At 71.9% G+C, this 26469-nt stretch carries 28 protein-coding genes and 1 pseudogene; 14 read left to right on the forward strand and 15 right to left on the reverse strand.

What is annotated here, in order from left to right; translation table 11 throughout:
* Positions 1 to 20: 20 nt before the first annotated feature.
* From ABD419_RS01375 to ABD419_RS01385, 3 genes are all read left to right on the forward strand, one after another.
* A complete protein-coding gene (locus ABD419_RS01375) occupies positions 21 to 743 on the forward strand; it encodes an LmeA family phospholipid-binding protein (protein ID WP_344480841.1) in 723 nt (240 codons plus the stop codon).
* Between the two features lie 439 nt (positions 744 to 1182).
* Positions 1183 to 2034, forward strand: coding sequence for a sulfurtransferase (locus tag ABD419_RS01380; RefSeq protein ID WP_344480843.1), 852 nt, complete (start codon positions 1183 to 1185; stop codon positions 2032 to 2034).
* Positions 2035 to 2063: 29 nt separating this feature from the next.
* The gene (locus ABD419_RS01385) at positions 2064 to 2375 is read left to right on the forward strand and encodes a DUF1416 domain-containing protein (protein ID WP_344480846.1); all 312 of its coding nucleotides are present in this window, start codon (positions 2064 to 2066) and stop codon (positions 2373 to 2375) included.
* Positions 2376 to 2608: 233 nt separating this feature from the next.
* On the opposite strand, the gene ABD419_RS01390 is transcribed toward ABD419_RS01385, so the two are convergent.
* Complete coding sequence (locus ABD419_RS01390; protein ID WP_344481451.1) at positions 2609 to 3055, reverse strand: carboxymuconolactone decarboxylase family protein; 447 nt, start codon at positions 3053 to 3055, stop codon at positions 2609 to 2611.
* 69 nt (positions 3056 to 3124) lie between these two features.
* Positions 3125 to 4030, reverse strand: coding sequence for an RNA polymerase sigma factor SigJ (sigJ, locus tag ABD419_RS01395; RefSeq protein WP_344480848.1), 906 nt, complete (start codon positions 4028 to 4030; stop codon positions 3125 to 3127).
* 91 nt (positions 4031 to 4121) lie between these two features.
* On the opposite strand from sigJ, the gene ABD419_RS01400 reads away from it, so the two are divergent.
* A complete protein-coding gene (locus ABD419_RS01400; protein ID WP_344480850.1) occupies positions 4122 to 4766 on the forward strand; it encodes a hypothetical protein in 645 nt (214 codons plus the stop codon).
* 5 nt (positions 4767 to 4771) lie between these two features.
* Here the strand turns inward: ABD419_RS01400 and ABD419_RS01405 are convergent, their stop codons facing one another.
* Positions 4772 to 5857: an NADH-quinone oxidoreductase subunit D gene (locus ABD419_RS01405; RefSeq protein ID WP_344481453.1), complete on the reverse strand. Its 1086-nt coding sequence runs from the start codon at positions 5855 to 5857 to the stop codon at positions 4772 to 4774.
* A 154-nt stretch (positions 5858 to 6011) separates the two neighbouring features.
* On the opposite strand from ABD419_RS01405, the gene ABD419_RS01410 reads away from it, so the two are divergent.
* Positions 6012 to 6455 carry a DUF1707 SHOCT-like domain-containing protein gene (locus tag ABD419_RS01410; protein WP_344480852.1) on the forward strand — a complete coding sequence of 148 codons (444 nt, stop codon included), beginning with the start codon at positions 6012 to 6014 and terminating at the stop codon, positions 6453 to 6455.
* A gap of 1 nt (position 6456) precedes the next feature.
* Here the strand turns inward: ABD419_RS01410 and ABD419_RS01415 are convergent, their stop codons facing one another.
* The 7 genes from ABD419_RS01415 to ABD419_RS01445 form a co-directional block, all read right to left on the reverse strand.
* The gene (locus ABD419_RS01415; protein ID WP_344480855.1) at positions 6457 to 6684 is read right to left on the reverse strand and encodes a DUF4287 domain-containing protein; all 228 of its coding nucleotides are present in this window, start codon (positions 6682 to 6684) and stop codon (positions 6457 to 6459) included.
* A gap of 124 nt (positions 6685 to 6808) precedes the next feature.
* Complete coding sequence (locus tag ABD419_RS01420; protein WP_344480857.1) at positions 6809 to 7231, reverse strand: hypothetical protein; 423 nt, start codon at positions 7229 to 7231, stop codon at positions 6809 to 6811.
* Between the two features lie 14 nt (positions 7232 to 7245).
* Positions 7246 to 7743, reverse strand: coding sequence for a hypothetical protein (locus ABD419_RS01425; RefSeq protein ID WP_344480859.1), 498 nt, complete (start codon positions 7741 to 7743; stop codon positions 7246 to 7248).
* Between the two features lies 1 nt (position 7744).
* On the reverse strand, positions 7745 to 8239 hold the full coding sequence (locus ABD419_RS01430; protein ID WP_344480861.1) for a WXG100-like domain-containing protein: 495 nt from the start codon (positions 8237 to 8239) through the stop codon (positions 7745 to 7747).
* Positions 8240 to 8364: 125 nt separating this feature from the next.
* On the reverse strand, positions 8365 to 8688 hold the full coding sequence (locus ABD419_RS01435; RefSeq protein ID WP_344480864.1) for a WXG100 family type VII secretion target: 324 nt from the start codon (positions 8686 to 8688) through the stop codon (positions 8365 to 8367).
* Position 8689: 1 nt separating this feature from the next.
* On the reverse strand, positions 8690 to 9094 hold the full coding sequence (locus ABD419_RS01440) for a YbaB/EbfC family nucleoid-associated protein (RefSeq protein WP_344480866.1): 405 nt from the start codon (positions 9092 to 9094) through the stop codon (positions 8690 to 8692).
* Between the two features lie 164 nt (positions 9095 to 9258).
* Positions 9259 to 10215, reverse strand: a complete 957-nt coding sequence (locus tag ABD419_RS01445) for a glycoside hydrolase family protein (RefSeq protein ID WP_344480868.1) — start codon at positions 10213 to 10215, stop codon at positions 9259 to 9261.
* Between the two features lie 201 nt (positions 10216 to 10416).
* Here ABD419_RS01445 and ABD419_RS01450 point away from each other — a divergent pair, with 201 nt between their 5' ends.
* The 3 genes from ABD419_RS01450 to ABD419_RS01460 are packed head-to-tail and all read left to right on the forward strand — an operon-like array spanning position 10417 to position 12697.
* Entirely contained in the window at positions 10417 to 11160 is a 744-nt protein-coding gene (locus tag ABD419_RS01450) for a LamB/YcsF family protein (protein WP_344480871.1), read from the forward strand.
* The gene (locus ABD419_RS01455; RefSeq protein ID WP_344480872.1) at positions 11157 to 11810 is read left to right on the forward strand and encodes a 5-oxoprolinase subunit B family protein; all 654 of its coding nucleotides are present in this window, start codon (positions 11157 to 11159) and stop codon (positions 11808 to 11810) included. The genes ABD419_RS01450 and ABD419_RS01455 overlap by 4 nt, the downstream gene beginning before the upstream one ends.
* Positions 11807 to 12697, forward strand: a complete 891-nt coding sequence (locus ABD419_RS01460) for a 5-oxoprolinase subunit C family protein (protein WP_344480874.1) — start codon at positions 11807 to 11809, stop codon at positions 12695 to 12697. Before ABD419_RS01455 ends, ABD419_RS01460 begins: the two co-directional genes overlap by 4 nt.
* A 595-nt stretch (positions 12698 to 13292) precedes the next feature.
* Here the strand turns inward: ABD419_RS01460 and ABD419_RS01465 are convergent.
* Both ABD419_RS01465 and ABD419_RS01470 read right to left on the reverse strand, forming a co-directional pair.
* Complete coding sequence (locus ABD419_RS01465) at positions 13293 to 14465, reverse strand: trans-sulfuration enzyme family protein (protein ID WP_344480877.1); 1173 nt, start codon at positions 14463 to 14465, stop codon at positions 13293 to 13295.
* Positions 14466 to 14535: 70 nt separating this feature from the next.
* A complete protein-coding gene (locus ABD419_RS01470) occupies positions 14536 to 16626 on the reverse strand; it encodes a bifunctional copper resistance protein CopD/cytochrome c oxidase assembly protein (RefSeq protein WP_344480879.1) in 2091 nt (696 codons plus the stop codon).
* Between the two features lie 224 nt (positions 16627 to 16850).
* On the opposite strand from ABD419_RS01470, the gene ABD419_RS01475 reads away from it, so the two are divergent.
* Entirely contained in the window at positions 16851 to 17978 is a 1128-nt protein-coding gene (locus ABD419_RS01475) for a DUF5925 domain-containing protein (protein WP_425555893.1), read from the forward strand.
* 46 nt (positions 17979 to 18024) lie between these two features.
* Here ABD419_RS01475 and ABD419_RS01480 read toward each other — a convergent pair whose 3' ends face one another.
* Together ABD419_RS01480 and ABD419_RS01485 are read right to left on the reverse strand one after the other, a co-directional pair.
* Positions 18025 to 18408: a carboxymuconolactone decarboxylase family protein gene (locus ABD419_RS01480; RefSeq protein ID WP_344480881.1), complete on the reverse strand. Its 384-nt coding sequence runs from the start codon at positions 18406 to 18408 to the stop codon at positions 18025 to 18027.
* Positions 18383 to 19648, reverse strand: coding sequence for an MFS transporter (locus ABD419_RS01485; protein ID WP_344480884.1), 1266 nt, complete (start codon positions 19646 to 19648; stop codon positions 18383 to 18385). The genes ABD419_RS01480 and ABD419_RS01485 overlap by 26 nt, the downstream gene beginning before the upstream one ends.
* A gap of 74 nt (positions 19649 to 19722) precedes the next feature.
* Here ABD419_RS01485 and ABD419_RS01490 point away from each other — a divergent pair, with 74 nt between their 5' ends.
* From ABD419_RS01490 to ABD419_RS01500, 3 genes and pseudogenes are all read left to right on the forward strand, one after another.
* Positions 19723 to 20586 carry a TetR/AcrR family transcriptional regulator gene (locus ABD419_RS01490; RefSeq protein WP_344480886.1) on the forward strand — a complete coding sequence of 288 codons (864 nt, stop codon included), beginning with the start codon at positions 19723 to 19725 and terminating at the stop codon, positions 20584 to 20586.
* 113 nt (positions 20587 to 20699) lie between these two features.
* The gene (locus ABD419_RS01495) at positions 20700 to 22217 is read left to right on the forward strand and encodes a collagen-binding domain-containing protein (protein ID WP_344480888.1); all 1518 of its coding nucleotides are present in this window, start codon (positions 20700 to 20702) and stop codon (positions 22215 to 22217) included.
* Positions 22214 to 22831, forward strand: a pseudogene (locus tag ABD419_RS01500) (DUF1275 family protein); the annotation flags it as partial. The gene ABD419_RS01495 and the pseudogene ABD419_RS01500, both read left to right, overlap by 4 nt.
* A gap of 154 nt (positions 22832 to 22985) precedes the next feature.
* On the opposite strand, the gene ABD419_RS01505 reads toward ABD419_RS01500, so the two are convergent.
* Complete coding sequence (locus tag ABD419_RS01505; protein ID WP_344480891.1) at positions 22986 to 23948, reverse strand: TIGR01777 family oxidoreductase; 963 nt, start codon at positions 23946 to 23948, stop codon at positions 22986 to 22988.
* 480 nt (positions 23949 to 24428) lie between these two features.
* On the opposite strand from ABD419_RS01505, the gene ABD419_RS01510 reads away from it, so the two are divergent.
* Both ABD419_RS01510 and ABD419_RS01515 read left to right on the forward strand, forming a co-directional pair.
* On the forward strand, positions 24429 to 25346 hold the full coding sequence (locus ABD419_RS01510; RefSeq protein WP_344480893.1) for a transglycosylase SLT domain-containing protein: 918 nt from the start codon (positions 24429 to 24431) through the stop codon (positions 25344 to 25346).
* 148 nt (positions 25347 to 25494) lie between these two features.
* A complete protein-coding gene (locus tag ABD419_RS01515; protein WP_344480895.1) occupies positions 25495 to 26175 on the forward strand; it encodes an EF-hand domain-containing protein in 681 nt (226 codons plus the stop codon).
* Positions 26176 to 26469: the final 294 nt, after the last annotated feature.

Raw genomic sequence — 26469 nt, forward strand, 5'->3', positions numbered from 1 at the left:
AGACTCCTTGGAGCCACCTGGTGAAGATCCTCCGCCGCCTCCTCATCGCCCTCGTCATCGTGCTCGCCGTCGCCGCCCTCGGCGACCGGGTCGCGAACGCGGTCGCCGAGCGCCGCATCGCGACCGAGGTCGCGGCCACCGCCGCCGACCACGGCGCCTACTCCGACCAGCGCCCCGACGTGACGATCCACGGCTGGCCCTTCGTCACCCAGGCGTGGACCGGCGAGTTCGAGCAGATCGACATCACCCTCGCCGACGTCGGCGCGAACGGCCTGGTCTTCCCCGAGCTCGCCATGACCGCGTACGACGTCGACGCCGACTGGCGCGAGCTCAGCGACGGCGGCGACGCGGTCGCCCGCACCCTCGACGTGTCCGGCACCATCTCCGTCGACTCCGTCGAGGACCTCATCGCCGAGCAGACCGGCTGGGACCTGGAGATCGACGAGGAGGGCAACGCGACCCTCACCGCGACCGAGGAGCTCGGCGGGATCTCCGTCGACCTGCAGGCCAGCGGCCAGGTCGTCGTCGGCGACGGCCAGATCAGCTTCACCCCCGAGGCCGTGGAGTCCGTCACCGAGGGCCTGCCCGCGGCGGTCCAGCCGCTCATCGACGAGTTCGCGTCCCAGCTGACCTCCACCGTCGACATCCCCGAGCTGCCGTACGGGATCACGCTCGCGGAGATCGCGTTCGAGGGCGACGTGGTCGCGATCTCGGGCACCGCCGAGGACGTCGTCCTCACCTGACCGGTGACCGCCCGCTCGCGTTCGGTGCGATCCGGGGTCCGCATGGCGAGAACGGGAGTGGATTCGACCCCGGAAGTCTGCTAGCGTTCTGCCCATGCGCAAGCCGATGCTCACGAAGCGGCGCGCGATCGACTACTGCACGATCGCGGCCACGCTCTGTCGAATGCCTTAGGCGACTCACCCGGCCCGGGAGGCCGAGGCAGTCGCCGCATTGCGGCCCAGCGTGCGTGAACATCAAGAGCAAGGCTTGCATCCCCCGGTTCCACAGTCCGCCCATCGGCGCGGCCGGAACCGTCCGGACTCCGGGAACGACGATCCCCCGGATCCCTCTGCTTGCTCAGCCGTGCAGAACGGCAAGCGCCACCGCCCGCCGGGCCCTCTCGAACTCGGAACAGTCGATACCAAGCCATTCCATTTCAGCGTTCAGGAGAGAACAGCCATGGCCCGTGAAGACGTGCTGGTCACCGCCGATTGGGCGGAAGAGAACCTCGACACCCCCGGAGTCGTGTTCGTCGAAGTCGACGAGGACACCTCGGCCTACGACAGCGGCCACATCAAGGGCGCCGTCAAGATCGACTGGAAGGACGACCTCCAGGACCCGGTCCGCCGCGACTTCGTGAACCAGGAGCAGTTCGCGCAGCTCCTCTCGGAGCGCGGGATCGCCAACGACGACACCGTCGTCCTCTACGGCGGCAACAACAACTGGTTCGCGGCCTACGCGTACTGGTACTTCAAGCTGTACGGCCACGAGAGCGTCAAGCTCCTCGACGGCGGCCGCAAGAAGTGGGAGCTCGACGCCCGCGACGTCACCACCGACACCGTCAAGCGCGAGGCCACCTCCTACGAGGCCAAGCCCCTGAACTGGGACCTGCGCGCCAAGCGCGACGAGGTCGAGGCCGCCATCGGCGCCAAGAACCTCATCGACGTCCGCTCCCCCGACGAGTACGCCGGCCGCCTCCTGGCCCCGGCCCACCTCCCGCAGGAGCAGTCCCAGCGCGCCGGCCACATCCCGACCGCGCTCAGCGTCCCGTGGTCCAAGGCCGCGAACGAGGACGGCACCTTCAAGTCCGAGGCCGAGCTCCGCGAGCTCTACGTGGACGAGGCCGGCCTCGACGAGGGCAAGGCGACCATCGCGTACTGCCGCATCGGCGAGCGCTCCAGCCACACCTGGTTCGCGCTCCGCGAGCTCCTCGGCTACACGGACGTCAAGAACTACGACGGCTCCTGGACCGAGTACGGCTCGCTCGTCGGCGTCCCGATCGCGCTCGGCGACGAGCCCGGCACCAAGTAGCACCGGCGACGGTACGGAAAGGAACCACCATGTCTGACAGCTGCGCAGCACCCGACCAGGACCTGGCCCTCCCGGCGTCGGTCGACCTCGAGAAGGAGACCGTGCTCAGCGGCACGGTCGTCAACGACGAGGGCGAACTGGTCCAGGGCGCCTACGTGCGTCTCCTCGACGGCACCGGCGAGTTCACCGCCGAGGTCGTCACCGGCGAGGGCGGCCAGTTCCGCTTCTTCGCCGCCCCCGGCAAGTGGACCCTCCGGGCGCTCTCGCGCTACGGCGACGCCACCGGCGAGATCGAGGCCGCCCGCGGCCTCAACGAGACCAAGCTCGCCGTCAGCCGCTAGACCGACCGGGGCGATTCAGCTCGTAACCCAGTCCGGAAGGGCCCGAACACGTTCGTGTTCGGGCCCTTTTCCATGCCGGGCGGACGGCGGAGATGCGGGCGGAGGTCCGCGGCGCGGTGGCGGCCGCGATCCGCGCCCCGGGCCGCCGGTCGGAGCCGCGGGGGCCGGCTGCGACCTGCGTCCGGCTTCGCCGCTTCCGCTTCGGGCCCTTGGGTGTCCGCCTCGGGCGTCCGTCAGTGCCGGTGCTCGTCCTGGTAGCGGGCCGTCTTCGTCACCGGGTCGTAGAACCCGGCCGGGGTCCGCAGGATGACGTTGACGCGGTTCCACGCGTTGATCTGCGCGCACATGGCGACCAGGGCGGCGATCTGCTCGTCGTCGTAGTGCTTGCGCACCGCCGCCCACGTCTCGTCGCTCACGCCGTGCGGGTTGTCGGCGATCCGCGCCGACTCCTCCGCCAGCGCCAGCGCGGCCCGCTCGGCGTCGTCGAACGCGGGCGCCTCGCGCCACACCGTGACCAGGTTGAGGCGCTCGGGGTCCTCGCCGGCGTGCACGGCGTCCTTGTAGTGCATGTCGGTGCAGTAGCCGCAGCCGTTGATCTGGCTGGCGCGCAGCTTCACGAGCTCCATCGTCAGGTGCGGGACGGTGGACGCGGTGTGGAACAGCTTCTCGTTGGCGAGCATGTTCTTGTAGTAGGCCTTGGCGAACGCCGTGGCGGTGAAGTCGAGTCGGGCTTCCATCGCGGTTCCTTCCTATCGGGGCCGGTGCACCTCGTGCACACCGTTGAGCTTGTCGGGGTTGCGGACCATGTCGACGGCGACGATGCGGCCGTCGACGATGCCGAGGAGGGTGATGCCGCCGACCTCGCCGCCGACGACGGTGAGGAGCGCGGGGCCGCCGTTGACGGAGGTGAGGCGGTGCTCGAAGTCGACGTACTTGGCGGTGACGCCGGTGAGGAAGCGGGCGACCTTGCCGGCGCCGCGGACGGGGTTGCGGGCGGCGCGGACGACGCCGCCGCCGTCGGAGGTGAGGACGGCCTCGGGGTCGAGGAGCGCGGTGAGGCCGTCGATGTCGCCGGAGACGACGGCGCGTGAGAAGGCCTGCACGACGTGGCGGTGCTCCTCGGGGTCGACGTCGAAGCGGGGCTTGCGGGCCTCGACGTGCTCGCGGGCGCGGCTGGCGAGTTTGCGGCAGCCGGCGGGGGTGCGGCCGAGGGCGGCGGCGACCTCCTCGAAGGTGAGGCCGAAGACGTCGTGGAGGACGAACGCGGCGCGTTCGGCGGGGCTGAGGGTCTCCAGGACGACGAGCATCGCCCAGGAGAGGGAGTCGGCGAGGCCGGCGGCGTCGGCCGGGTCGGGGGCGGTCGCGAGGGGTTCGGGCAGCCACGGGCCGACGTAGGCCTCGCGGCGGACGCGGGCGGAGCGGAGCACGTCGAGGGCGAGCCGGGAGGTGGTGGTGACGAGCCAGCCGGTGAGGTCGTCGATGGCGTCGGCGTCGCTGCGCTGGAGGCGGAGCCAGGTGTCCTGGACGACGTCCTCGGCTTCGGCGACGGAGCCGAGGAGGCCGTAGGCGACGCCGACGAGGCGCGGGCGCAGCCGGGCGAAGTGCGCGAGGGCGCGGTCCGCGGCGGTGTCGGCGTGCGCTTCCGGTCCGTTCATGTCGGGAGGACGGGGCATGGTTCCCGAGTGTGACACCCGATCGCTGATTGTGACGGGTGTCTCGCAGATCGGGTAGGGCAGACTGGGTCCCGTGTTCTCGAACGTCTCGGCGCGCTGGCGCCGCCGCCTGCGGATCGCGGTCGCGGTGTGGGCGGTGCTGCTCCTGGCCGCCGCGTTCGCGGGTTCGCGCGCGACGGTGCGCGAGCAGGTCGCCGCGGCCGACGCCCGCGCGGCGATGGACGCGGTCCTCGGCGAGGCCGCGGCCGCGGTGACGGGCGCGGCGGTCCTCGCGGCCGGTCCGTTGGAGTCCGAGCCGTGCGAGGTCACCCCGGTCCGCCCGGGCGTGTCCCTGTCGCGCACGCTCCAGGTCTCGGGGGCGACGACCGCGCAGGTCGAGTCCCTCGCCGACCGGTTCTCGCTGGAGTCGTCGCCGGATGCGGCGGCGGCGGTCTGGTCGGGCGACGCGAGCGGCTACATCAGCGTCCGGATCACCGCCGAGGACACCGACCCGCCGGGCGGCCGCTGGTCCGAGCCGGTCCTGGTGCACGCGGTGACGGGCTGCCGCCCCGCGGACGGCGGCGCCGCGTCCTTCGCCCCCGACCCGCCCGCGGAGGCGACCGGCGCCTGGCGCTACGGAGCGGTGCCCTGCCCCGGCGGCGAGGTCCTGTCGAGCTGGACCGAACCGGTCGAGGCCGAGCCGTTCCTGGTCCACGAGACCACGGGCGGCTGCGCCTGAGCGGCTTACTTGTCGATGTCGCCGACGACGAAGAACATCGAGCCGAGGATGGCGATCATGTCGGGGATGAGGCAGCCGGTCATGAGGGTGGCGAGGGCCTGCACGTTCGCGTAGGACGCGGTGCGGAGCTTGAGGCGGTAGGGGGTCTTCTCGCCCCGGCTGACGAGGTAGTAGCCGTTGGCGCCCAAGGGGTTCTCGGTCCAGACGTAGGTCTCGCCGGCCGGGGGCTTGAAGATCTTCGGGAGCTTCGTGTTGACCGGGCCGGGGGTGACGACGGCGCGGCCGAGGCAGAAGCGGGTGAGTTCGATGGAGGCGGCGACCTGGTCGAGGAGGCAGAGGAAGCGGGCGTGGCAGTCGCCTTCGGTGCGGGTCACCACGGGCACGCGGAGTTCGCCGTACGCGAGGTAGGGCTCGTCGCGGCGGAGGTCGAAGTCGAGGCCGGAGGCGCGTGCGACGGGGCCGGTGACGCCGAAGGCGGCAGCGGTGGCGGCGTCGAGGACGCCGATGCCTTTGGTGCGGGCGGCGAAGATCTCGTTGTGCCGCAGGAGCTTGTCGAGGCGGACCATGCCGGTCTCGACCTCGTCGACGGCGCGGCGGGCGCGGTCCTCCCAGCCGTCGGGCACGTCCTGCTTCAGGCCGCCCACGCAGTTGTACATGTAGTGGATGCGGCCGCCGCTGGCCTCCTCCATGACGGCCTGGAGGCGCTCGCGTTCGGTGAACGCGTAGAACATCGGGGTGATCGCGCCGATCTCGAGCGGGTACGAGCCGAGGAACATGAGGTGGTTGAGGATGCGGTTCATCTCGGCGAGGGCCATGCGCAGCCACACGGCCCGGTCGGGGACCTCGATCCCGGCGAGGCGCTCGGCCGCGAGGGCGACCCCGAGTTCGGAGGAGAACGCCGAGAGCCAGTCGTGGCGGTTGGCGAGCAGCATGATCTGGCGGAAGTCGCGGACCTCGTAGAGCTTCTCGGCGCCGCGGTGCATGTAGCCGACGATCGGCTCGCATTCGGTGACGCGCTCGCCGTCGACGCGCAGGAGGAGGCGGAGGACCCCGTGGGTCGACGGGTGCTGCGGGCCGATGTTGAGCACCATGTCGGCCGTCTCGGTGCCGGCGCCCACGCCGACGGTCAGCTGTTCGCTCACCTCCTCATCGTCCCAGTTTCGCACCGGTTGCGAAAGAGCCTGGCCGCGTGTTGCCGGGCCCTGGCATCCTAGACGGAGCATCCGACATTGGAGGTGTGGCCGAATGGACCGCGATCAGATGCGCGCCTCGGAGAGCGACCGGCAGGTCGTCATGGAGCGCCTGCGTCAGGCGGTGGAAGAGGGCCGCCTGGACGTCGGCGAGTACCAGGACCGGGTCGACGCCGCCATGCGCGCCCGCGTGTACTCCGAGCTCGACGTGCTCATCTCCGATCTCCAGCAGCTGCCGCCGCCGGGGTTCGCGGAGGCGTCGATGGAGCCGACGCAGGTGATGCGGCCGCAGTCGCTCTCCAAGGCGAACCAGCAGCTGCGGGACGGCGCCGAGGCGCGGTCGGGGAAGTGGAAGATCGCCGGCGTGGCCGTCGCGATCGCCGCCGCGGCCTGCCTGGTGATCTTCCTGCTCTCCCCGGAGCTGTTCCTCTACATCGCGATCGGGGTGCTGGTCGTACTGGTGCTGTTCGTGGTGGCGGCGTTCTCGGGCCTGTTCTGACCTAGGCCGGCGGGTAGGCGGGCCACTTGCCGGGGTTGAGGTGGTAGGCGACGAGCGCGTTCGCGTGGCCGTGGCCGAGGCCGTGCTCGGTCTTGAGCCAGTCGACGAGGTCCTTGTGGCCGGTGCGGCCGCTGGACTCGAGGTCGGCGAGCCAGTCGGCGACGGGGCGGCCGTACTTCTGCTCGATGGAGGGGAAGTACGAGACGGGGCCCTTGGGTTCGGCGGTCATGGCGCTCCTTCGTGCGTCGGGTGCGGCGAGTGTGTCAGGAGTGCAGACGAGGCGCGGGCCCGGGATTCATCGGTGCAGCGGAAGGGGCGGCCGGGAGATCCCGGCCGCCCCTTCCCGTGTCCGGTCAGCGCGGTTCGATGTCGCAGTTGTTGAGGGCCCCTTGGCGCAGGACCTCGAGGGCGCGCTCGGAGACGACGAGGCTGCCGTCGGAGGCGGCGCCGAAGTCGGTGGTCCCGGCGGTGCCGGTGAGCTGGAGCCACTGCCACTTGGGCAGGTCGACGGGCCCGTCGGCGAGCTCTTCGGCGTCCTCGCCGAGGACGACCTCGGCGTCCGCGAAGCGGTAGCCGGTGAGTCCCGCCGCGCCGATGAGGCCGGCCAGGTGCTCCGTGACGACGAAGCAGGGGGTCGACTCCAGGATCTCGTCGCCGAGCCAGTCCTGGATCACGTACTGGAGCCTGGTCACGACGGGCGGGTGCACCGACGTGTCCATGACCGTGTCCTCGCCGAGCTCGCCGGCGACTTCGGGCTCCAGAAGGTAGTAGCTCATTGGCGAATCCTAACTTAAGGGACGGACGGATTGAAGTTCGTGCCCAGCTTGAGGTCGATCTTCGTGGCCTGGTCGAGGATCTGCTGCCGGGTGGCGTTCGGGTGGCTCTTGTAGAACTGGTTCCACTCCTTGCGGATCTCGCTCAGGTGGACGCGGCTGTTCACCTGCCCCTTGGGGATGCCGCGGAGGTTCTGCAGCGAGTGCATCTCGGCGGCGCTGAACCGGCCGGGGTAGCGGCGCATGACCTGCTGCTCGACGGCGTGGTGGACGACCACCTTGCCCTTGAGCTTCGGGTGCTGCTTGAAGAACGTGCCCTTGTAGTCGTTGTTGAGGGCGTTGCCGACCCGTGCGCGCCAGCGGGTCCGGGTGGCCTTCTGCGCGGTGCTCTTGACGGTCTTGTTGACCCAGCTGCCGCCGCCCTTGCCGGTGCGGAAGAACTTGGTGTTGTTGATGAGCCCGGAGATGATCTTGGCGCCCTTGGCGGTGGTCTTCCGCGCGGCGCGGGTGCGCATCCTAACCATTGAGCACCGACTCAATTGCCATGTCGAGCAGCATGTCGATGAGCTTGGAGGTGATCATCTTGAAGATCGGGATCTCCAGGAGGGAGGCGCCGAACGTGACCACCGCGGTCGCGATCGCCTGGGCGATCTGGATGGCGAGGGTCACGAGCTGCACGATCATCTGCATCTTGAGGGCGAGGACGACGCCGGCGGCGATCATGAGGCCGATGCTGATGATGTTGGACGGCTCGCCGATGTCCGCGATGTTGCGGACGGCGGACTCGCCGTCCTCCCACTCGGACTTGAACGCGGCGATGTCCTCGCCGATGTTGTTGTCGATGACAGTCTTGGCGGCCGCCTCGAGCTTGTCGATCGAGCCGGTGATCTGGTCGGCGAGGTTGGTCCAGGTGTCACCGAGGTTGTAGAGCTTCTCCTCGTCGGACTCTGGCCAGTCGTAGCCGAGCATGCTGAGAAGGCTTCTCAGCTCTGAGGGCAGTTGCAAACCCACTGGGGTCTCCTTCGAAGGGAGGGGACACTGCGGAGTGCCCGGGGTACGGAGCGTTATGAAGGAGTTGATGCGGGCCGGTGCCGGCGGCCGTTGGCGTGCGGGGAGCGGAAGGGGGGTCGGGCGGCCTAGCGGCCGAGCGCGTCGAGGAGTTCGCGGAAGAGGCGTTCGACCTCGGCGTCGTTGTTCTCGTGGTCGTCGGCCATCTGGCGCAGCGTGTTCGCGTAGTCGCCGAGGTCCTCCACGTTGGTGGAGATGCACTCGATGATGGCCTCCATGCAGCACTGGTGCGCCAGGTCGAGGAGGCTCCCGATCATGTCGCCGCCGAACGAGTCCGAAAGTCCCTCCACTGAGGACTTGAACTGGTCGAACAGGCCCTGGACGGCCTCGGTGGCCGAGTCGAGCTGTTGCGCGCCTTCGCGCATGGAATCGACGTTGATCTTGACGACCATGTCAGCTGCCTCCCTGGAGCTTCGCCATGACCTGGCTGATGTGCGCGGTCATGTCGCGCATCTGGCGCACGCCCTGCTCCTGGATCTGGGCGACGGCCGCGCCGATCGCCTCCAGGTCGGGGGTGGGGACGTCGGCCGAGAGCGCCTCGGCGCGGGCGTCGAGCGCGGCGTTGACGACCTTCGCGATCGCCGCTTCGAGGAACTCGGTGCCCTCCTTGAGGACCCGCTCCTCGGTGAAGCGGAACTTCTCTACGCGGCCGTTGGGGCCCAGCGTGACCTGGATGCGCCCGTCCGCCTCCTCGGCGGTGACGGGCTGCACCAGCTGGTCGCGCTGCGTCTGTCGTACTTCGTCGAGCGCCGTGCGGGCTTCCGCCAGCTGCTGGGCGATGGCTTCCTCACCGAACATGCCGCCTCCGGGGGTCTCAGTGGACTCGGTGTGGACTCCAGCATAGACCGGGGCCGCCACTTTAGGGTCCCCTGAAAGTGCCGTCCCACCTGGGGATTCGACAGTGTTGTTCACAGAGTGTCAGGAGTTCGTGTCGTCCGCTTTCGCGGCGGTTCGGGCCCGGTTCAGGCCGTTCCGCCCCGCTGGGGTTCGGCCTTGGCGGGGTCGGGGAGGTAGTCGAAGTGCTCGTCCCGGTCGCAGCGGAGCCACCCCTCGCGCACGTGGAGGCGGGCGACCTGGACGGTGGAGCGGCGGCCGCCGCCGGGGTGCGTGAAGTAGTACAGGAACGCCTCGTCGGGTCCCTGCGTGAGCGCCATGGCGTGGTGGCCGAGGGCCTCGTCGAAGGCGCGGCGGCCGGGTCCGGCGAGGAGCGGCACCGGCTGGCGGTGCCAGTGCTCGAGATCGGTGGAGCGGTGGACGAGCAGCCCGGACCAGCCGTCGGTGACCATCCAGTAGACGCCGCCGAGCGCGAACACCGTGGGCCCCTCCTGGGCCTGGCCGGTGACGGCGGGACCGGCGGGGGCCCAGGCGAAGAGGTCGTCGGAGTCGGCGGTGTGGATGTGGCTGCCGCGGCGCTCGTCCTTGAACCACATGCGCCACTTGCCGTTCGGGAGGCGGTGGACGGTGGCGTCGATGGCGCGCTCGGAGTCGGTGTCGACGGTCGACCGGTACGTCCAGGCCTCCAGGTCCTCGGAGGTGTAGTGGCGGATCTCGGCGGGGCCGGTCCAGTCCTCGCGGATGCCCTCGAGGTAGGTGACGTACATGTGCCAGAGGCCGTCGTGGCGCAGGACCTCCGGGGCCCACCAGGTGTCGCGGTCGTCGCAGTCGGGGCCCGCGGCGGTGCCGGCGTAGGTCCAGGTGCGGCCGTCGGGGCTGGTGGCGTGGCCGATGTCGGTGCCGTGGACCCAGGCGACCCCGGCGTCGGGGGCGGTGGCGCGGCGCTGCGTGTAGAAGAGGTGCCACAGCCCGGTGCCCGGGTCGTGGACGACGGTGGGGTCGGTGGGCCCGTCGAAGACCGGGTCGGTGAACAGGGGCGCGGGGGCGCGGAGGTCGTCGGGGTTCGAGGCGGGACCGCTCGTCATGGTTCCTCCAGGTGGAGTCGGCGGCCGGGGTGGCCGGGCCCGGTGGGGTGCTTGAAAGGTAGCGGAAGAAAGCGCTTGCCGCAAGCCGGTTCCCGGCCCGGCCGCGGCACCGCGGCGCGCCCGCCCTCCGGAGGAATCGTCGCCGCGAGCACCCGAGTGCGCAAAATGCGCCTGAACGAGTGATCCGGTACCGTTGCAGGCATGGACCTCAACGCGGACCTGGGGGAAGGTTTCGGCCGCTGGGAGCTCACCGACGACGCCGCGCTGCTTCGGATCGTCACGAGCGCGAATATCGCGTGCGGCTTCCACGCCGGCGACCCGGCCACCCTCCGGCGCGTATGCGAGCTGGCCGCCGCCGCGGGGGTGCGGATCGGCGCGCAGGTGTCCTACCGCGACCTGGCCGGCTTCGGGCGGCGCGAGATGGACGTCCCCCCGGACGAGCTCGCCGCGGAGGTCGCGTACCAGATCGGGGCGCTGCGGGTCTTCGCCGAGGCTGCGGGATCGCACGTCGCCTATGTGAAACCACATGGCGCCCTTTATCATCGGGCCGGACGGGACCCGGTCCAGGCCGGTGCCGTCGTGGAGGGCGCGCGCCTCGCGGGGGTGGGGGTCGTGCTGACGCAGCGGGGGAGCGAGCTCGACCGCGCCGCGGCGGGGGCCGGGCTGCGGGTCGCGGGCGAGGCGTTCGCGGACCGGGGCTACCTGGGGGACGGCCGGCTGGTGCCTCGCGGCGCGCCGGGGGCGCTCCTGGCCCCGGCCGACGCGGTCGCGCAGGCGGTCGGCCTGGCCGCCGACGGTGCGGTCACCGCGGTCGACGGGAGCCGCACCGGCGTTGCGGCGGAGTCGATCTGCGTGCACGGCGACGGTCCCGACGCGGTCGCGGTCGCCGCGTCCATCCGGGCCGCATTGGACGAACGAGGCATCGACGTGGAGGCTTTCTCGTGAGCACCGGAAGAACGACCGCCGCCCCTCGGCTCAGGCCCCTCCCGGCCGGGCCGAGAGGCATCCTGATCGACTGCGGCACGACGGCCGCGGCCCGCGCCTGCTACCGGTCCCTCCAGAACCGGCGCATGTCGGGCCTGCTGGAGGCCGAGGACCTCGTCCCGGGGGCGACCACCGTCCTCGTCGACGGGATCGACGAGCCCGAGCTCCTCGCCGCCGAGCTGCCGGGCTGGCCGCTGACCGAGGAGCCCGAGGCCGCGGGGGAGGCCGTCGAGATCCCGGTCTGCTACGACGGCCCGGACCTCGAGGCCGTCGCGGCCCTGTGGGGGGTGCGCCCCGACGACGTCGCCGACATCCACTCGGGCATCGAGTACGAGTCGGCGTTCTGCGGGTTCTCCCCCGGGTTCGCGTACCTGGAGGGCCTGCCCGAGCGGTACCAGGTCCCGCGCCGGGAGAGCCCGCGCACGAAGGTCCCGGCCGGGTCCGTCGCGATCGCCGGGCCGTACACGGGGGTGTACCCGCGCACGAGCCCCGGCGGCTGGCAGCTCATCGCGACCATGACGAACCCGGGGCGGCTGTGGAACGAGCACCGCGAACCGGCGGCGCTCCTGGTCCCCGGCACGCGGGTGCGGTTCGCGGCGGTGCGCGTATGAGCCACATCGAGATCCTGCGGGCGGGCGTGCTCACGACCTGCCAGGACGCGGGCAGGCCCGGCTGGGGGCACCTCGCGGTGCCGCCGTCGGGCGCGGCGGACCATCCTTCGTGGCGGCTCGCGAACCAGCTGGCGGGCAACCCGACCGGGGCCTGCGCCCTGGAGACGACGTTGAACGGCGCCACCGTGAAGGCGCACCGGAACGTCACCGTCGTGGTCGGCGGCGCGCCCTGCGCCGTCACGGTCGACGGGCGGCCGGAGTCGTGGGGGCAGCCGGTGAAGCTCCAGGCCGGGTCGGTCCTCGACGCCGGGCCCGCCGAGGTCGGCGTCCGGTCCTACCTGGCGTTCTCCGGTGGGCTGCATCCGAAGTCGAGCCTGGGCTCGCACTCGACGTGCCTGCTGTCGGGCCTGGGCCCGGCACCGCTCCAGGACGGCGACACCATCCCGCTGGGCCCGAGCCCCGCGCACCCGCCGCTGCCGACGCAGTGGCCGGCGCCGTGGGCGGGCATCGGCGACGAGATCGTCATGAAGCTCCACCTGGGGCCGCGCCTGGAGTGGTTCCGGCCCGAGGCGGTCGCGGCGCTGACGCGCAGCGAGTGGACGGTCTCCGAGCACTCCAACCGGATCGGGCTGCGGCTCGAGGGCCCGGCGCTCACGCGCTCGGACCCGGGGGCGGAGCTCCCGAGCGAGGGCATCGCGGCCGGCGCGCTCCAGGTGCCGCCGAACGGCCAGCCGATCCTCTTCGGCGCCGACCACCCCACGACCGGCGGCTACCCGGTCGTCGGCGTCGTCGGCCCCGAAGCACAGGCCGCGGCCGCACAGGCCCGGCCGGGCTCGCGCATCAGGTTCGTCCCGATCCCCATGCCGCACTGGAGCAGACAGAGCTGACCGACCGGTCCTGAGCGCGGCCCGTGCGGCACCCTGAGGCGGCACAGGGCACGGCCGTGTGGGCCCGGTCGGGCTCGCGCATCAAGCTCGTCCCCCGATTCCCATGCCGCACTGGAGCAGACGAGGCTGACCGACCAGACGGCGCGGGTCGCGCGGCACCGCGAGGGCGCGCTCGTGGGGGCGGTCGGCCCGCGCTCAGGGCCGGTCGTCGGCGAGGCGGTGCAGGTCGCGGCCGGGTCGGCCCGGCTCGCGCACCAGGCTCGCCTCCCGATCCCCATGCCGCACTGGAGCAGACGGGGCGGCCCGGCCTGCGCGGACCGGGCCGCATCTCGGCGCGGCGCCCGGCCCGCACTCTGGGCCGGTCGTCGGCGGTGCGGCGCAGTCGGGGTGCCGCGCTCGCGTTCCCCCCTTCCGCTCGGTCAGCGGATCCTGCGCAGATGCGTCGCGCGCGCCGCGCCGCGACGCGCTGCCCGCTGCCCCGGCCTCCCGGCCTCCCGGCCTCCCGGCCTCCCGGCCTCCCGGCCTCCCGGCCTCCCGGCCTCCCGGCCTCCCGGCCTCCCGGCCGATTCTCGGCCCGCGCGCCGTGCTCCTGCTGTCAGTCCCCCAGCGCCCGTGCGAAGTCGGCGATGAGGTCCTCGGCCGCCTCGATGCCGGTGGAGAAGCGGATGAGGTCGTCGTGGATGCCCTCGGCGGCGCGCTCCTCGGGGCTCATCCCCGCGTGGCTGGTGACCGCCGGGCGCGTCACGAGCGACTCGACGCCGCCGAGACTCGGTGCGACGTAAGGGATGTGCAGGCCCTTGAGCAGCGATTCGGCCGCCGCCACGCCGCCCGCGGGGCGGAACGAGAACACCGAGCCGTACCCGTCGAACAAGTCCGTCGCCCGCGCGTGGTCCGGGTGCGACTCCAGGCCCGGGTGGTTGACCTGCGCGATGCCGCTGTGCCCCTCAAGGAACCGGGCCAGCGCGAGCGAGGTTGCGCCCTGCTGCCGCACCCGCAGGGCGAGGGTCTTGAGACCGCGGGCGAGGAGGAACCCGGCGTGGGGGTCGAGGCTGGCGCCGTAGAGGTTGAGGACGTGGCGGATGGCCGCGATGCGCTCCTCGGAGCCGGTGACGACGCCCGCGACGAGGTCGGAGTGGCCGTTGAGGGCCTTCGTCGCCGAGTGGCAGACGAGGTCGAACCCGAGGGTGTGGGGCCGGAAGACGACGGGCGTGGCGAAGGTGTTGTCGATGATGCTGGTGAGGCCGTGCTCGCGGCTGAAGGCGGCGATGCCGGCGAGGTCGGCGACGCGCACGAGCGGGTTGCTGATGGTCTCGACGATGAACGCCTTGGTGCCGGGGCGCAGGGCTTCGGTCCAGGCGTCGCGGTCGTCGGGTGCGACGAAGTCGACGTTCCAGCCGAGGCGCGGGGCCTGCTCGGTGAGGAAGTGGTGGGTGCCGCCGTAGAACGCGCCGGCGGCGATGACGTGGTCGCCGGCGGCGAGGGTGGCGAGGAGGGTCGTGGTGATGGCGGCCATGCCGGAGGCGGTGGCGAGCCCGGCCTCGGCGCCTTCGAGGGCGGCGAGCTTGCGGTGGAGGTGGGCCTGGGACGGGTTGGTGTTCAGGCGGATGTACTGGAGTTCGTCGTAGGACTCGCCGGGGACGCTCTCGAAGACGGTGCCCTGGTAGAGGGGGTGGACGATCGATCCGCCGTGCGCGGGCCGGGGTTCGGCGGCGTGGACGGCGACGGTCTCGATGGCGGTGGTCGCGATGTCGTGGATCGGTTCGCTCATGGGTTGACGGTACGTCCGCGGTGGCGCAGGCGCATCTGTCGTTCGACCGGAAACGGGGTCCGGATTCTCCTTACTTTCGGGGGGTCTGGTTCCCGACTTCCGTCGGGTGCCGTTCCTGGTCGAGGCTGGCAAGGTAGGCGTTGTACACCTCGTGGGGGTCGTCCTCGGGGCGGCCGCTGGCGCTGGCGCGCTCGGCGATCCGGTCGAGCCGGCGTCCTTCCCGCTCCTCGGAGCGGGCCCACTGTCCGATGAGGACCACGATGATGATGAGGCTGGGGATCTCGCCGAAGCCCCAGGCGATGCCGCCGCCGGCCCGCTGGTCGGCGAGGAGGTCGCCGACCCAGGGGATCGCGATCTGGGTGTACCAGCCCTCGGCGATGAGGCCGGTCCCCATCATGAGGGTGATGCCGAAGATCGCGTGGAAGACGATGGAGATGAAGTAGAGGAGGACCTTGGCGGGGTAGGTGAGGGGCCGGGGCTTCGGGTCCGGGCCGATGACGACCCAGAAGAAGAGGCTGCCCGCGGCGAGGAAGTGCGCGGTCATGAACAGGTGCCCGAAGTGGGAGCGCATGGCCCACTCGAACATCCCGGTGAAGTACATGACGTAAAGACTGGTGAGGTAGATGAAGAGGGCGACGAGCGGCCGTGAGACGAAGCTCGACCAGCGGCTGTGGAGGGCGGCGAGGAGCCATTCGCGGGGGCCGCCGGCGCGGTCGGGTTTGAGGGCGCGGAGCGCGAGCGTGACGGGCGCGGCGAGGACCAGGAGGATCGGCGCGAGCATGTTGAGCGCCATGTGCTGCACCATGTGGGCGCTGAACATGACCATGCCGTACTTGCCGAGCCCGGTGGAGGTGGTGAGGACGACGACGCCCCATCCGGCGCACCACAGGGCGGTGCGGTACCAGGGCCAGGCGTCGCCGCGGCGGCGCAGGCGCACCACGCCGGCGAGGTAGAACCCGGTCATCGCGAGGGCGGCGGTGCAGAACAGGACCGACGGGTACCAGTCGGTGAGGATGCGGGCCAGGGTGAGCGGCTCGGGGGTGGTGAACCCGAGGAGGGCCGTGTTCGGGTCGGGGAGCTCCTCGGCCGGGGGCGGGGTGACCGAGAGGGAGGAGGCGAGGCCGAACGCGATCGCCATGAGGCCGAGTTCGACGGCGGCGAGCCGAGTGAATGCGCGGCGGTCGCCGCGCTCGACGGCGGGGAGGGTGCGGCGGCGGTGCGCCCAGCCGAAGACGCCGCCGACGGCGAGGACGGCGAGCTTCGCGAGGGCGATGCGCCCGTACGCGGACTCCCACAGGTCGGTGAAGGCGACGTTGGCGACGAACACGATGAGCCCGGAGGCGGCGACCGCGGGGTAGGCGAACGCGGCGGCGCGGGAGTACCGGCGGGCCGCCACAGCGGGGTCCTTGCGGGCGATGAACAGGGCGAAGAGCCCGCCGGCCCAGAACGCGGCGGCGACGATGTGGATGAGGAGCCCGTCGACGGCGATCTGGTGGTTGCCGTTGGACGCGGAGTGCCCGGTGAACACGGGCGGGACGGCGGCGGCGAGCGCGAGGGCGGCGGCGAGGGCCGCGCCGGGGATCGTGAACGCGCGGGCGGCGACGACCGCGGCCGCGCCCGCGAGGAGCACGGTGAGGCCGAGGGCCCGGCCCTGCTCGTACTGGGCGATGTAGGACCACACGCCCGGGAGGGTGACGTCGGCGAGGGGTCGCGCGAACGTGTTCGCGAAGTCCACCGGGAGGCTGACCGCGGCGGTGAGCGCCCACAGGCCGGAGGCGGCGGCGCCGACGCGCAGCCACCGCCACGACTGGGCCGACAGTCGCGCGCGGTCCCCGTCGCGGCCGGGGAGGAAGCACGCGGCGGCGGTCGCGCAGCCGACCGCGGCGAGCATCGCGAGGTCGTACGCGTACTTGAGGAGACCGGCGGCCCAGGTGACGGCGGGGTCGGCGGCGGCGAGCCCGGGGAGGGCCGCGACGTCGACGGCGCCGCCGAGGTCGAGCGCGATGACCGCGGCGAGGAGCCCGGCCGTCGCCGCGGCGGCGACGGCGAGGACCCGCAGGCCCCGGCCGTGCCCCGGGGCGCGCAGCCCGCTTCGGGGACCGCGGCCGCCGCCAGGTATGGTGTCGGCGGTGTTTTGGCTGGTCTCGGTCGATGCGGTCACGTCATCCAGCATGGCTGATTGTTCCAGCTCACGCCCCACCGGGTGGGGTGGGATATCTCCGGCGACTCCCCCGGCGACCTGCGGGCGCCGTCCCGCGGTGTCGGGGTCATAAGGCACGATCACGGTGCGCCGTCCGCGAAGTCCGACCAGTCGCAACTCCGGGGGCGGGGCCGTATTTTCTATGGTGGATCGCGATGGGAATCGTCGAAAGACGCGGTGAGATCATGAACCTGCTCCAGGGAGGCGGCGGAGTGCTGGGGAACATGCACTTCACGTTGGACGGCTCGGACGACCCGTCGAACGTGCTGAACCTCATGGCGCTGGACGCCTATGTGAGCGGCGCGCAGCCGCACGCGGTGGTCCGGGCGCTCGACATGGTCACGGACGACGTCGACCTCATCCCCGAGGGCGGTTCACTCGTCCGGTCGATTTCGGGGACCTCTTTCCTGCAACTCGTGACCGGCGACGGCTGGACGCTGCGCACCCAGCGGTGGCGCGACGGCTCGGGCCAGGCGGTGGTGACCGCCGTGACGCGCGAGCGCGCCGAGGAGGTCGCCGCGTACGTCACCGACCGGACCGGTTCGGTCGAGGAGGTCGGCGAGGACAAGGTCGACATGGGCTTCTGGTACCGGTCGGCGCGCGGCCCGTTCCGCTCCACCCGGTCGATCAGCGCCCCGCGCTGGCCCGAGATCGAGCGGAACTACGCCGCGGGCGCCGGTTCCGCGCTCGGCAAGCTCATGGCGACGCAGTCCTCCGACGTGACGGGCCGCCTGGTGCTCTTCCACGGCCCGCCCGGCACCGGCAAGACCACGGCCCTGCGGGCGCTCGCCCGCGAGTGGGCGCCGTGGTGCCAGGTGGACACGGTCCTCGACCCGGAGGCGTTCTTCGCGGACCCGTCGTACCTGATGGAGGTCATCATCGGGTCGGAGATGGACCTCGCGCTCGACGCCGACCTGACGCCGGGCGAGCCGCGCCGCGAGCACTGGCGGCTCATGGTCCTGGAGGACTGCGACGAGCTCATCCGCGGCGAGGCGAAGGAGGCGTCGGGCCAGTCGCTCGCGCGCCTGCTGAACCTGACGGACGGCCTGCTCGGCCAGGGCCGCGAGATCATGGTCGCGATCACCACCAACGAGCGGCTCGACCGCCTCCACCCGGCCGTGGTCCGTCCCGGCCGCTGCCTCGCGCAGATCGAGGTCGGGGAGCTGTCGCCGCTGGAGTCGGCCGACTGGCTCGGCGGCGAGAAGGTCCGGGAGCCGATGACGCTCGCCGAGCTGTACGCCCGCCGCGCCGGCACCGACCCGAACCGGACGGAGCCGCAGGTCCCCCAGCAGCAGGTCGGCCAGTACCTGTAGACGCCGCGCAAGGGGCGGAACGCATCGCGTTCCGCCCCTGCGGTGTTCACTGCTCGGCGTCGCGGGCCGCGAAGACGTCCTTGGCCGCGGTGATCGCGTTGATCGCGGCCGGGAAGCCGGCGTAGACGGCGATCTGGGTGAGGGCTTCGACGACCTCGGCGCGGGTGCAGCCCGCGTTCAGGGCGCCGTTGATGTGGAAGCGCAGCTGCGGGGCGGCGTTGCCCAGGGCCGCGAGGGCGCCGATGGTGACCAGCTGGCGGTCGCGCGGTTCGAGGCCGGGCCTGGAGTAGACCTCGCCGTACCCGAACTCGACGACGTACCTGGCGAGGTCGGGGGCGGTCTCGATGTCGACGACGTTCGGTTCGGCCTGGCCCGACACGAACTGGAGTGCCTTCAGTCCGCGCTCATAGCGTGCTCCGGATTGCTCCATCAGGGGTTCCTCCTAGGTCGCGTGAGGCTTTTCTCTTGCCCCACAAGGCCAATCCTGCGGCAGTGAGCAGCATCGCCGCAAGCGTCCAGGCGAGGGCCGCGAATCCGTGCGGGGCGACCGCGCTGGCGACGAGGGGCCCGGCGGTGGCGCCGACGTAGAAGCTGAACATGGCCACGGAGGTCGCGGCGGCCCGCTGCTCGCCGCCGGCCTCGGCGGCGATCTGGTTCATCGCCGGTCCGGCGATCCCGATGCCGAAGACGAGGACGGCCAGCAGGATCGCGAGGGCGGTGAGGTTCCCGCCCGCGAACGCGGCCGCGACCATCGCGAGCCCGGCGACGGCGGTGCCGAGCGGGAGGTGCGAGGTGCGGTCGAGCCGCGCGAGCGGGATCGCCAGGAAGGGCAGGGCGAACATCACCGGGAGGGCGCTGGCCCGCAGGGTGAGGAGCGCGGCGTTCCCGGTGACGACGCCGGTGAGCTCGATCCCGGTGTACGCGGCGACCATGGAGCCCATGGCGAGCGCGGCGGCGGCGAGCATCGGCAGGAGCCGCCCGATGCGCAGCACCCGCGGGATCGCGGCGTAGCTGCGGGCGAGGCTCGCGCCGGGGTCGATCTCGTCGGGGGACATGATGCGCGCGGCGGCGAGGGCGGCGACGCCGAAGAGGGCGGCGGAGCCGACGAACACCCACTGCCAGTCGGCGGCGCGCACCACGGCCTGGGCGGCGAGCTGCCCGAGGACGGTCGAGGCGAGGAACGCGGTGATGATCGCGGTGACGGCGACGGCGCGGCGGGCCGGGGCGATCCTGGTCGTCGCGTACGCGGTCATGGCGGGCGGGATCGCGCCGACGGCGAGGCCCTGGAGGACCCGCAGCGGGATCGCGGCCGCGAACGTCGGCGCCAGACCGGTCAACAGTGTGACCACTCCGGCGGCGATCAACCCGGTGACCAGGACGCGGCGGCGCCCGAACCGGTCGGCCATGGGCCCGAAGGCCACGAAGCCGGCGGCGTAGCCGAACGCGAAGGCGCTGATGACCCAGGTCATCGCGCCGAGGCCGACGTCCCAGGTGGCCTCCATCTGGGCGAACATCGGGATGGGCGTGTACATCTGGCCGGTCGCGAGCAGCGCGGCGAGGGCGAAGACCGGGACGGCGACGCGCGCCGGGGTGTAGCCGGACCTGGGGCGGCCGGGTGGACCGGCGGGGACGTAGCGGGTGGGCGGGGTGGTGGTGGCGGGTGCGGTCATGGCGCCGAATCTAGACCTGCATCCGCGACCATGTCAACCAAATAGTTGGTTTGCAGTCTGGTAATCTGGGCCTCATGCCGATCCAAGAGGCCAAACGCTCCGACGCCACCCGCGCCGCGCTCCTGTGCGCCGCCCGCGACGAGTTCGCCGAGCGCGGCCTGGCCGGCGCCCGCGTCGACCGGATCGCCGAGGCCGCCGGGTGCAACAAGGAGCGCATTTACGGGATCTTCGGTTCGAAGGACAAGCTGTTCGACGCGGTCCTCATCGACGCCCTCCAGGAGTTCACCGACGTCGTCGACCCGCTGTGGAAGGACGGCGAGGTCGGCGCGTTCGTGGTCCGCCTCTACGACTACCACCGCGAGCACCCGCAGCTGCTGCGCCTGCTCACCTGGGAGGGCCTGCACCGCGGCGACGACGCCCACGACATCGACGACTGGCGCCACGGCCACTACCGGCGCAAGATCCTGAGCGCGATGGCGCAGTTCGACACCGACGACCCGTTCCGCGCCGGCATGACCACGTTCCTCATCTGCGCGATGCCCAACTGGCTCAACCTGGTCCCGCAGCTGCGCCGCCTCATGCTCGGCGACCGCGCGCACGACGCCGACGCGATCAAGGCGGTCATGGTGCCGTTCGCCGAGGGCGCCATCCGCTCGTGGATGGAGACGAGCGGGCCCGCCCCCGCCGCGCGGACGACCGGCCCGGACGGTGCCGCGGGCGCGGAGCGCGACGACCTGGTTGACGACGACACCGGACCCGACGTCGCCGCGGCCGCCGAGCGTCTGCGCCGGGCCCAGGCCGAGGCCGACGCCGCCAAGGCCGCTCTCGGCGCGGCCCTGCGCCGCGCGAACGCGGACGGCGCCAGCGCCAACAGCCTCGCGAAGCAGGTCGCCGGCACCGTCTCGCGCCCGGTGGTCCTCAAGCTCCTGTCCGAGTGATCACGCCTCGCCCGATTCGGTGTTTCGCTCACCCGACCGGACCCCTCCCGCGGTTAGGCTCGGCGCGGTTCCCCCCGCCGCCGCTGACAACCGACCGCCCCAGGGGGAACACAGTGCACAACAGATCCGCGAGCGCCCGCAGGACCAGGCGCCTCTCACTGGCGGGCGCCGCCGCGCTCACCGCCGCCGTGGCCGCCACGGCCATCGCCTTCAACGCCGCCGGCACCGCACCGGTCGCGCAGGCCGCGACCGTGACCTACGACCCGCTCGCGCCCGCGCTCGACTTCAACGCGTTCGTGGAGAACGAGACCGAACTGCACTCCACCGAGTCCGAGGGGGCCATGGCCACCGGCGGGAACCTCGTCATCCGGGGCTCGTACAACGTGAACATCCACGAAGTGGCCTCGTTCACCGCGCCCGGCGACGCCCGCCCGAGCGCACTCGTCGTCGGCGGCCGCGTCGACTACAGCCAGGACCCGGCGACCTCCGTCGTCCAGGTCCACGACTACGTGAAGGTCGGCGACCTGACCGGGACCTCGGTCCTGAACACCGACAACAACAACGCGAGCGTGAACACGCACCTGGTCGCATCGGGCAGCGCCTACGACAGCACGCCCCGGATCGAACTGAACGTGCAGCAGCCGATCGCCTCGGTCGGACCGACCTCCCCGATCGACTTCGACTCGGCGTTCGCGCAGCTCCGCGAGAACTCCCAGAACCTGTACGTGTGCGACGCGTACAAGGTTCCGATGAACGATCGGGACCGGCCCGTGGTCGTCCCGAAGGGCGAGGTCGCACCCGGTCAGGGCATCCGCATCAGCCTCCAGCCGGGCGTGACGAACATCCTCGAGGTCACCGGCGAAGACCTCAACAACATGGCCGACCTGACCTTCGACACGCCCCCGACCGCCGACACGCCGCTGCTGATCAACGTCGACACCTCCGGCACCGGCAACGAGTTCGACTGGGACGTCGCCACCCAGGCCGGCATCAGCGGCAACCAGGCGCCGTACATCCTGTGGAACTTCCCGGACACCACCCGGCTGAACATCGCCTCCGGCGACACGGTCGAGGGGTCGATCCTGGCGCCGAACGCCGACTACCGGAACGTGAGCCCGACGAACGTCGAGGGCCAGGTCATCGCGAAGAACGCCAAGTTCGGCGACCTCGGCCAGAACGGCGGCGAGATCCACTACTTCCCGTTCGCGGCCGAATTCTCCTGCGAGGACGACACCCCGACCGAGTCGCCGAGCGACACCACGGACGCGCCGACCACCGACGAGGAGACGACCCCTTGCGAGACCACGGACGCGCCGAGCTCGGAGGAGCCGACCACCGGGGAGCCGACCACGGACGCGCCCACGACCGAAGCGCCTACGACGGATGCGCCGACCTCCGACGGACCTACGACCGAGCAGCCGACCACTGACGCGCCGAGCTCCGACACACCGTCGAGCGACGGTCCGACCACCGGCGGCGGGTCGACGACGAAGGGCGACTGCGGGCCGCTCGCGTCGACCGGTTCCTCTTCCACTGCGCCGCTGCTGATCGCGGCGGGTACGCTCGTCGCCGTCGGCGCGGGTGTCGTGGCCGTCGCCTCGATCCGCCGCAGGAGCGCCAAGAACTCGTGAGACCGACCGTCGACCGCGCCTATGCGCACGCGTGGACCGCTCTGGTCCTCACCGCACTCGCGGGCGCGGTCGACGGTGCCGGGTTCCTCGCCCTCGGGCAGCAGTTCGTCGCCAACCAGACCGGGAACGCCGTGCTCCTGGCCGTGTCCCTGTCCGGGGAGCTGACGGGCCGCGACGACGGCCTCTCGGCGGTCGGCCCCTTGTGGTCGCTCGCCGGGTTCTCACTCGGGGCGGTCGCCGCGTCGCTGGCGACCCGCAGGCACGTGCTCACCAGCTTCGGCGTCCCGGGCCTGCTCGTGGCCGAGGTGGCGCTGCTGGCGCTGGCCGGGCTCGCGGGGAGCACGGAGCCGGCGATCGGGCTGGCGGCGTTCGCGATGGGCGTGCAGAGCATCCACGCGGCCCGGATCGGCCTCGCCGGGGTGACGACAACGGTCCTCACCGGGACGTTGATCGCCTTGTCGGTCAACCTGTCCGGGAACCGCGACGACCTGCGGTCGGCCCGGCTCCAGGCCGGGGTGTGGGGCGTGTACCTCCTCGGCGCCGGGCTTGGTTCGGTGCTGGCGCACGAGGTCTCGTTCAGCGCGGTGTGCTGGTCGGCCGCGGGCGTGGCGGCCCTGATGGCGGTCGCCGGGTTCGTAGAGGACCGCTACCTCCGAGCCCGCGCCTTACCGGTCGGAGCACGAAGGCAGCTCCTGTCCGCTCCCCGGTCCCAGACCTTTCGGCTTACCGGCTTACTGAATCGCGCCTCGCGCCTCGGAGCAGGACTCGCTAGCCGACCAGCGTCCGCTCCGGCGTCGCCCTGCGCGGCCCCACGAGGTCCGCGGCGGCGGCCTCCCAGGCGGGGTGGTGGAACTCGAAGCCCGCGGCCTCGAGGCGCGCGGGCACGACGCGGCGGCTCTTGAGCAGCAGCTCGGTGTCGGTGCGGAGGGCGAACGCCCCGAGTTCGGCCATCCACCGGGTCGCGGGCAGTCCGAACGGAACGCCTTTGGCGCGGCGCAGGATCCGCATGAGGTCGCGCTGGCGCAGTGGGTGCGGGGCGCAGACGTTGAACGGGCCGTCGAGGTCGCGGCGTTCGAGGAAAAACTCGACGGCGCGCACGAGGTCGTGCTCGTGGATCCACGACACGAACTGCCGCCCGCCGGCGACCGAGCCGCCGATGCCGAGCGAGGCCATGCGCGAGAGGACGTCGAAGACCGAGCCGCTGTCGCGGCTCATGACCATGGCCGTGCGCATCGCGATCTTGCGGGTGGCGGGGGTGTCGGCCTCGTCGAGGGCGGCCTCCCAGGCGAGGGCGATGTCGATGCTCTCGGCCCAGTACGCGGGCGCGTCGGGTTCGCTGCCGCCGATGACGCCGGTGGCCTCGTCGTTGGGGCGGCCCTGGGTGTGGGCGTAGATCGTGGCGGTGCTGGCCTGGAGCCAGACGGCGGGCGGGTGCGCGGCGGCGGCGACCGCCTCGCCGACGACGCGGGTCGAATCGACGCGCGAAGACATCATCTCGGCGAGGTTCTGGCGGGTGTACCGGCAGCTCACGCTGCGTCCGGCGAGGTTGATGACGGCGTCGGCGCCGTCGATCGCCTCCGCCCAGGGGCCGAGGGTGCGGCCGTCCCAGGGGAGGTGGTGCGGGGAGGTCGGGGTCCGGGTGAGGACGGTGAGGCGGTGGCCGGCCGCGAGGAGGCCGCGTTCGAGGACGGCGCCGAGGTTGCCGGTGCCTCCGGGGATGACGATCTTCATGGGGGTTCCTCCTTGTACGCCAAGGATACCCCCAAACTTGAACACGTTCAAATATGATTTCCGCGTCACCCCCATCACCAGCGGCAGCGAGCCGCGGCAACGGACTGTCGCACCCCCCTGGCACCTTTGCAGCCGGGGGCGACGCAGATCGAACACACCCGACCCCGGGGGCCGCAACTCCGCACCGATGTCACACCCCGCGGGCACCTTTGCAGCCGGGGGCGCTTCGAATCCGACACACCCGACCCCGGGGGCCGGAACCCGCCGCGATGTCGTACCGCGAAGGCACCCTTGCAACCGGGGGCCGTCGAGTTCGGACACACCCGACCTCGGGGAGCGCCGCCGGTCGTGAACCCGGCCGCCCATGAACTCAACTGGTCGTGAACCCAGCCGCTCGTGAACCCAGCTGGTCATGAACCCCGCAGGTGGCGCGTAGTCGATACGCTTCATTGTGTAGCGACACGCTGATAGGACCCCTCGATGAACCCCTCCACCGCGCCCGGCGACGCCGGGCCCCCGCCTGAACCCGAAGAGGCGGGCCTCCACCCCGACCTCGCCTCCGGACCCGACCCCGACAACGGCACGGGGACCTGGCTCGTGGCCTTCGTGCTCCTCTTCGCCTCGATCGCCGTGGCCGTGTTGCTGTTCATGCCCTCCACCTCGCCCGACGGCGCCCCCGCGGCCGTCGTGACCTCTGCCGAGCCGACCACCGAGTCCCCCGGCCCCGAACCGGAGCCGACCACGACACCCGAAGCCCCGCCGACCGAGCCCGAGACCACTGCCGCAGCCGAGACCACCAGTCCCGCGCTGCCGACCGAGCCGCCCTCGGTGCACCCGCCGTGCACCACCTACCTCGACGGCGGCGCGGCCCCGGCGTCCGAGGTCGAAGCGGCCCTTGACGAGGCGGCCGACACGCAGTTCTGGACGAACTCGACCGTCGAGTTCTCCCCCGACCTGCTCAAGGCGATCGCGTGGATGGAGAGCGGCTGGCAGACCGACATCGTCGCGTGCGACGGCGGCACCGGGCTCATGCAGATCCAGCCGACGACCGAGAAGTTCGTCAACCAGCGGTTCGAGGCCGACTTCGACCGGGAGGACGCCGCCGACAACGCGATGCTCGGCAGCGCGCAGGTCCAGTGGCTCGCGAAGTACTTCGCGGTCAACTACTTCGGCGGCGCCGACCCGGGCGTGTACTCGCTCGCCGACGACTGCTCCCGGGACGACGCGGTCCCCGACCACCAGGAGCACTGCCTGCTCAACTCGGTGATCTCGGCGTACCAGGCCGGGTTCGGCACGGTCGAGGCCGCGCTCGACGCGGGCACCGGGTACACGAACCTCCAGTACGTCGAGACCGTCCGGGCCCTCCTGGAGCTGCGCCCGTGGGAGGCCTCCGCGTAGTCCGCGCATCACCGATTCCCCAGAGGTGAAAGGGCTTCGGCACCTCGGGTGGGCGGCTTGTCCCCGGATCGGCCGATTTCGGTCCCCGGGCCCGTTCGCCGTGGAACGATCCGTCCTGGACAGGAACTGAGACGGGAAGGTGCAATCCATGCAGCGAAGCACGAAGGCACTCGTGGTCGGCGCCGCCGCTACCGCGGTCGCCGCCGGAGCCGCGGCGATCATCGCCAATCGGGCCAGGCAGGGCGGCAACATCGGCAAGGTCCGCCGCGACAAGTTCGACCGCTGGTTCGACACCCTCGACACTGAAGGCAACGACTACATCACCGAGGAGAACCTGCGCGAGGCCGCCGACCGCGTCCTGGGGGCGCGCGGCGTCCCCGTCGAGAGCCCCATGGGTCTCGAACTGCGCGAGGCCACCCACCGGTTGTGGACCGAGTTCATCGCCCCGGCCGCCGAGGACGACGAGACCCGCGTCTCCCGCAAGGAGCTCCGCTCGGCCCTCGCCCGGCACATGCTCGCCGACCGCATCGCCGCGGCCTCCAAGCTCGCGTCCGTCGCCGACGCCTACTTCGCGATCAGCGACGAGGACGGCGACGGCCTCATCAGCTCCGGCGAGTTCGTGCAGCTCATGCGCAACTGGAACGGCGTCGACTACGTGGAGAGCCACCGCCTGTTCGAGTATCTGGACGCCGACCACGACAACCGCATCTCGCCCGACGAGTGGCGCCGCGCGATCTTCGGCTTCTTCCTCAGCGGCGAGCGCAACCACCCGGCGAACGACCTCATGGGCAAGGTCGGCTCCCCGATACTGGCCCCGGCCGACTTCTGACCGGAACGGCACGCCCGCCGACCAGGCGGCACTGACACCCGCGGCCACCAGCCGCGGTAATCGGGCCGGCCGATGCTCCACCAAGCATCGGCCGGCCCTTCTCATGCCCGCCGCGGGGCCCCTGGGGGTCCGCCCCGCACGGCGGGCGGTCGGGACGCCGACCGGGCCTGTCAGCCTGGTCCACCCACCGGGCCTATACCTCCGGTCTGCCGGCCGGGCCAATGCACCCGGTCCGCCGACCGGGCCTGTGCACCCGGTCCGCCGCCTCCCTCCCGAAGCTCCGCGGCCCGCCCG

Origin of the sequence: Glycomyces endophyticus (genome assembly GCF_039531525.1) — a bacterium.
GTDB classification, from domain to species: Bacteria; Actinomycetota; Actinomycetes; order Mycobacteriales; family Micromonosporaceae; genus Glycomyces; species Glycomyces endophyticus.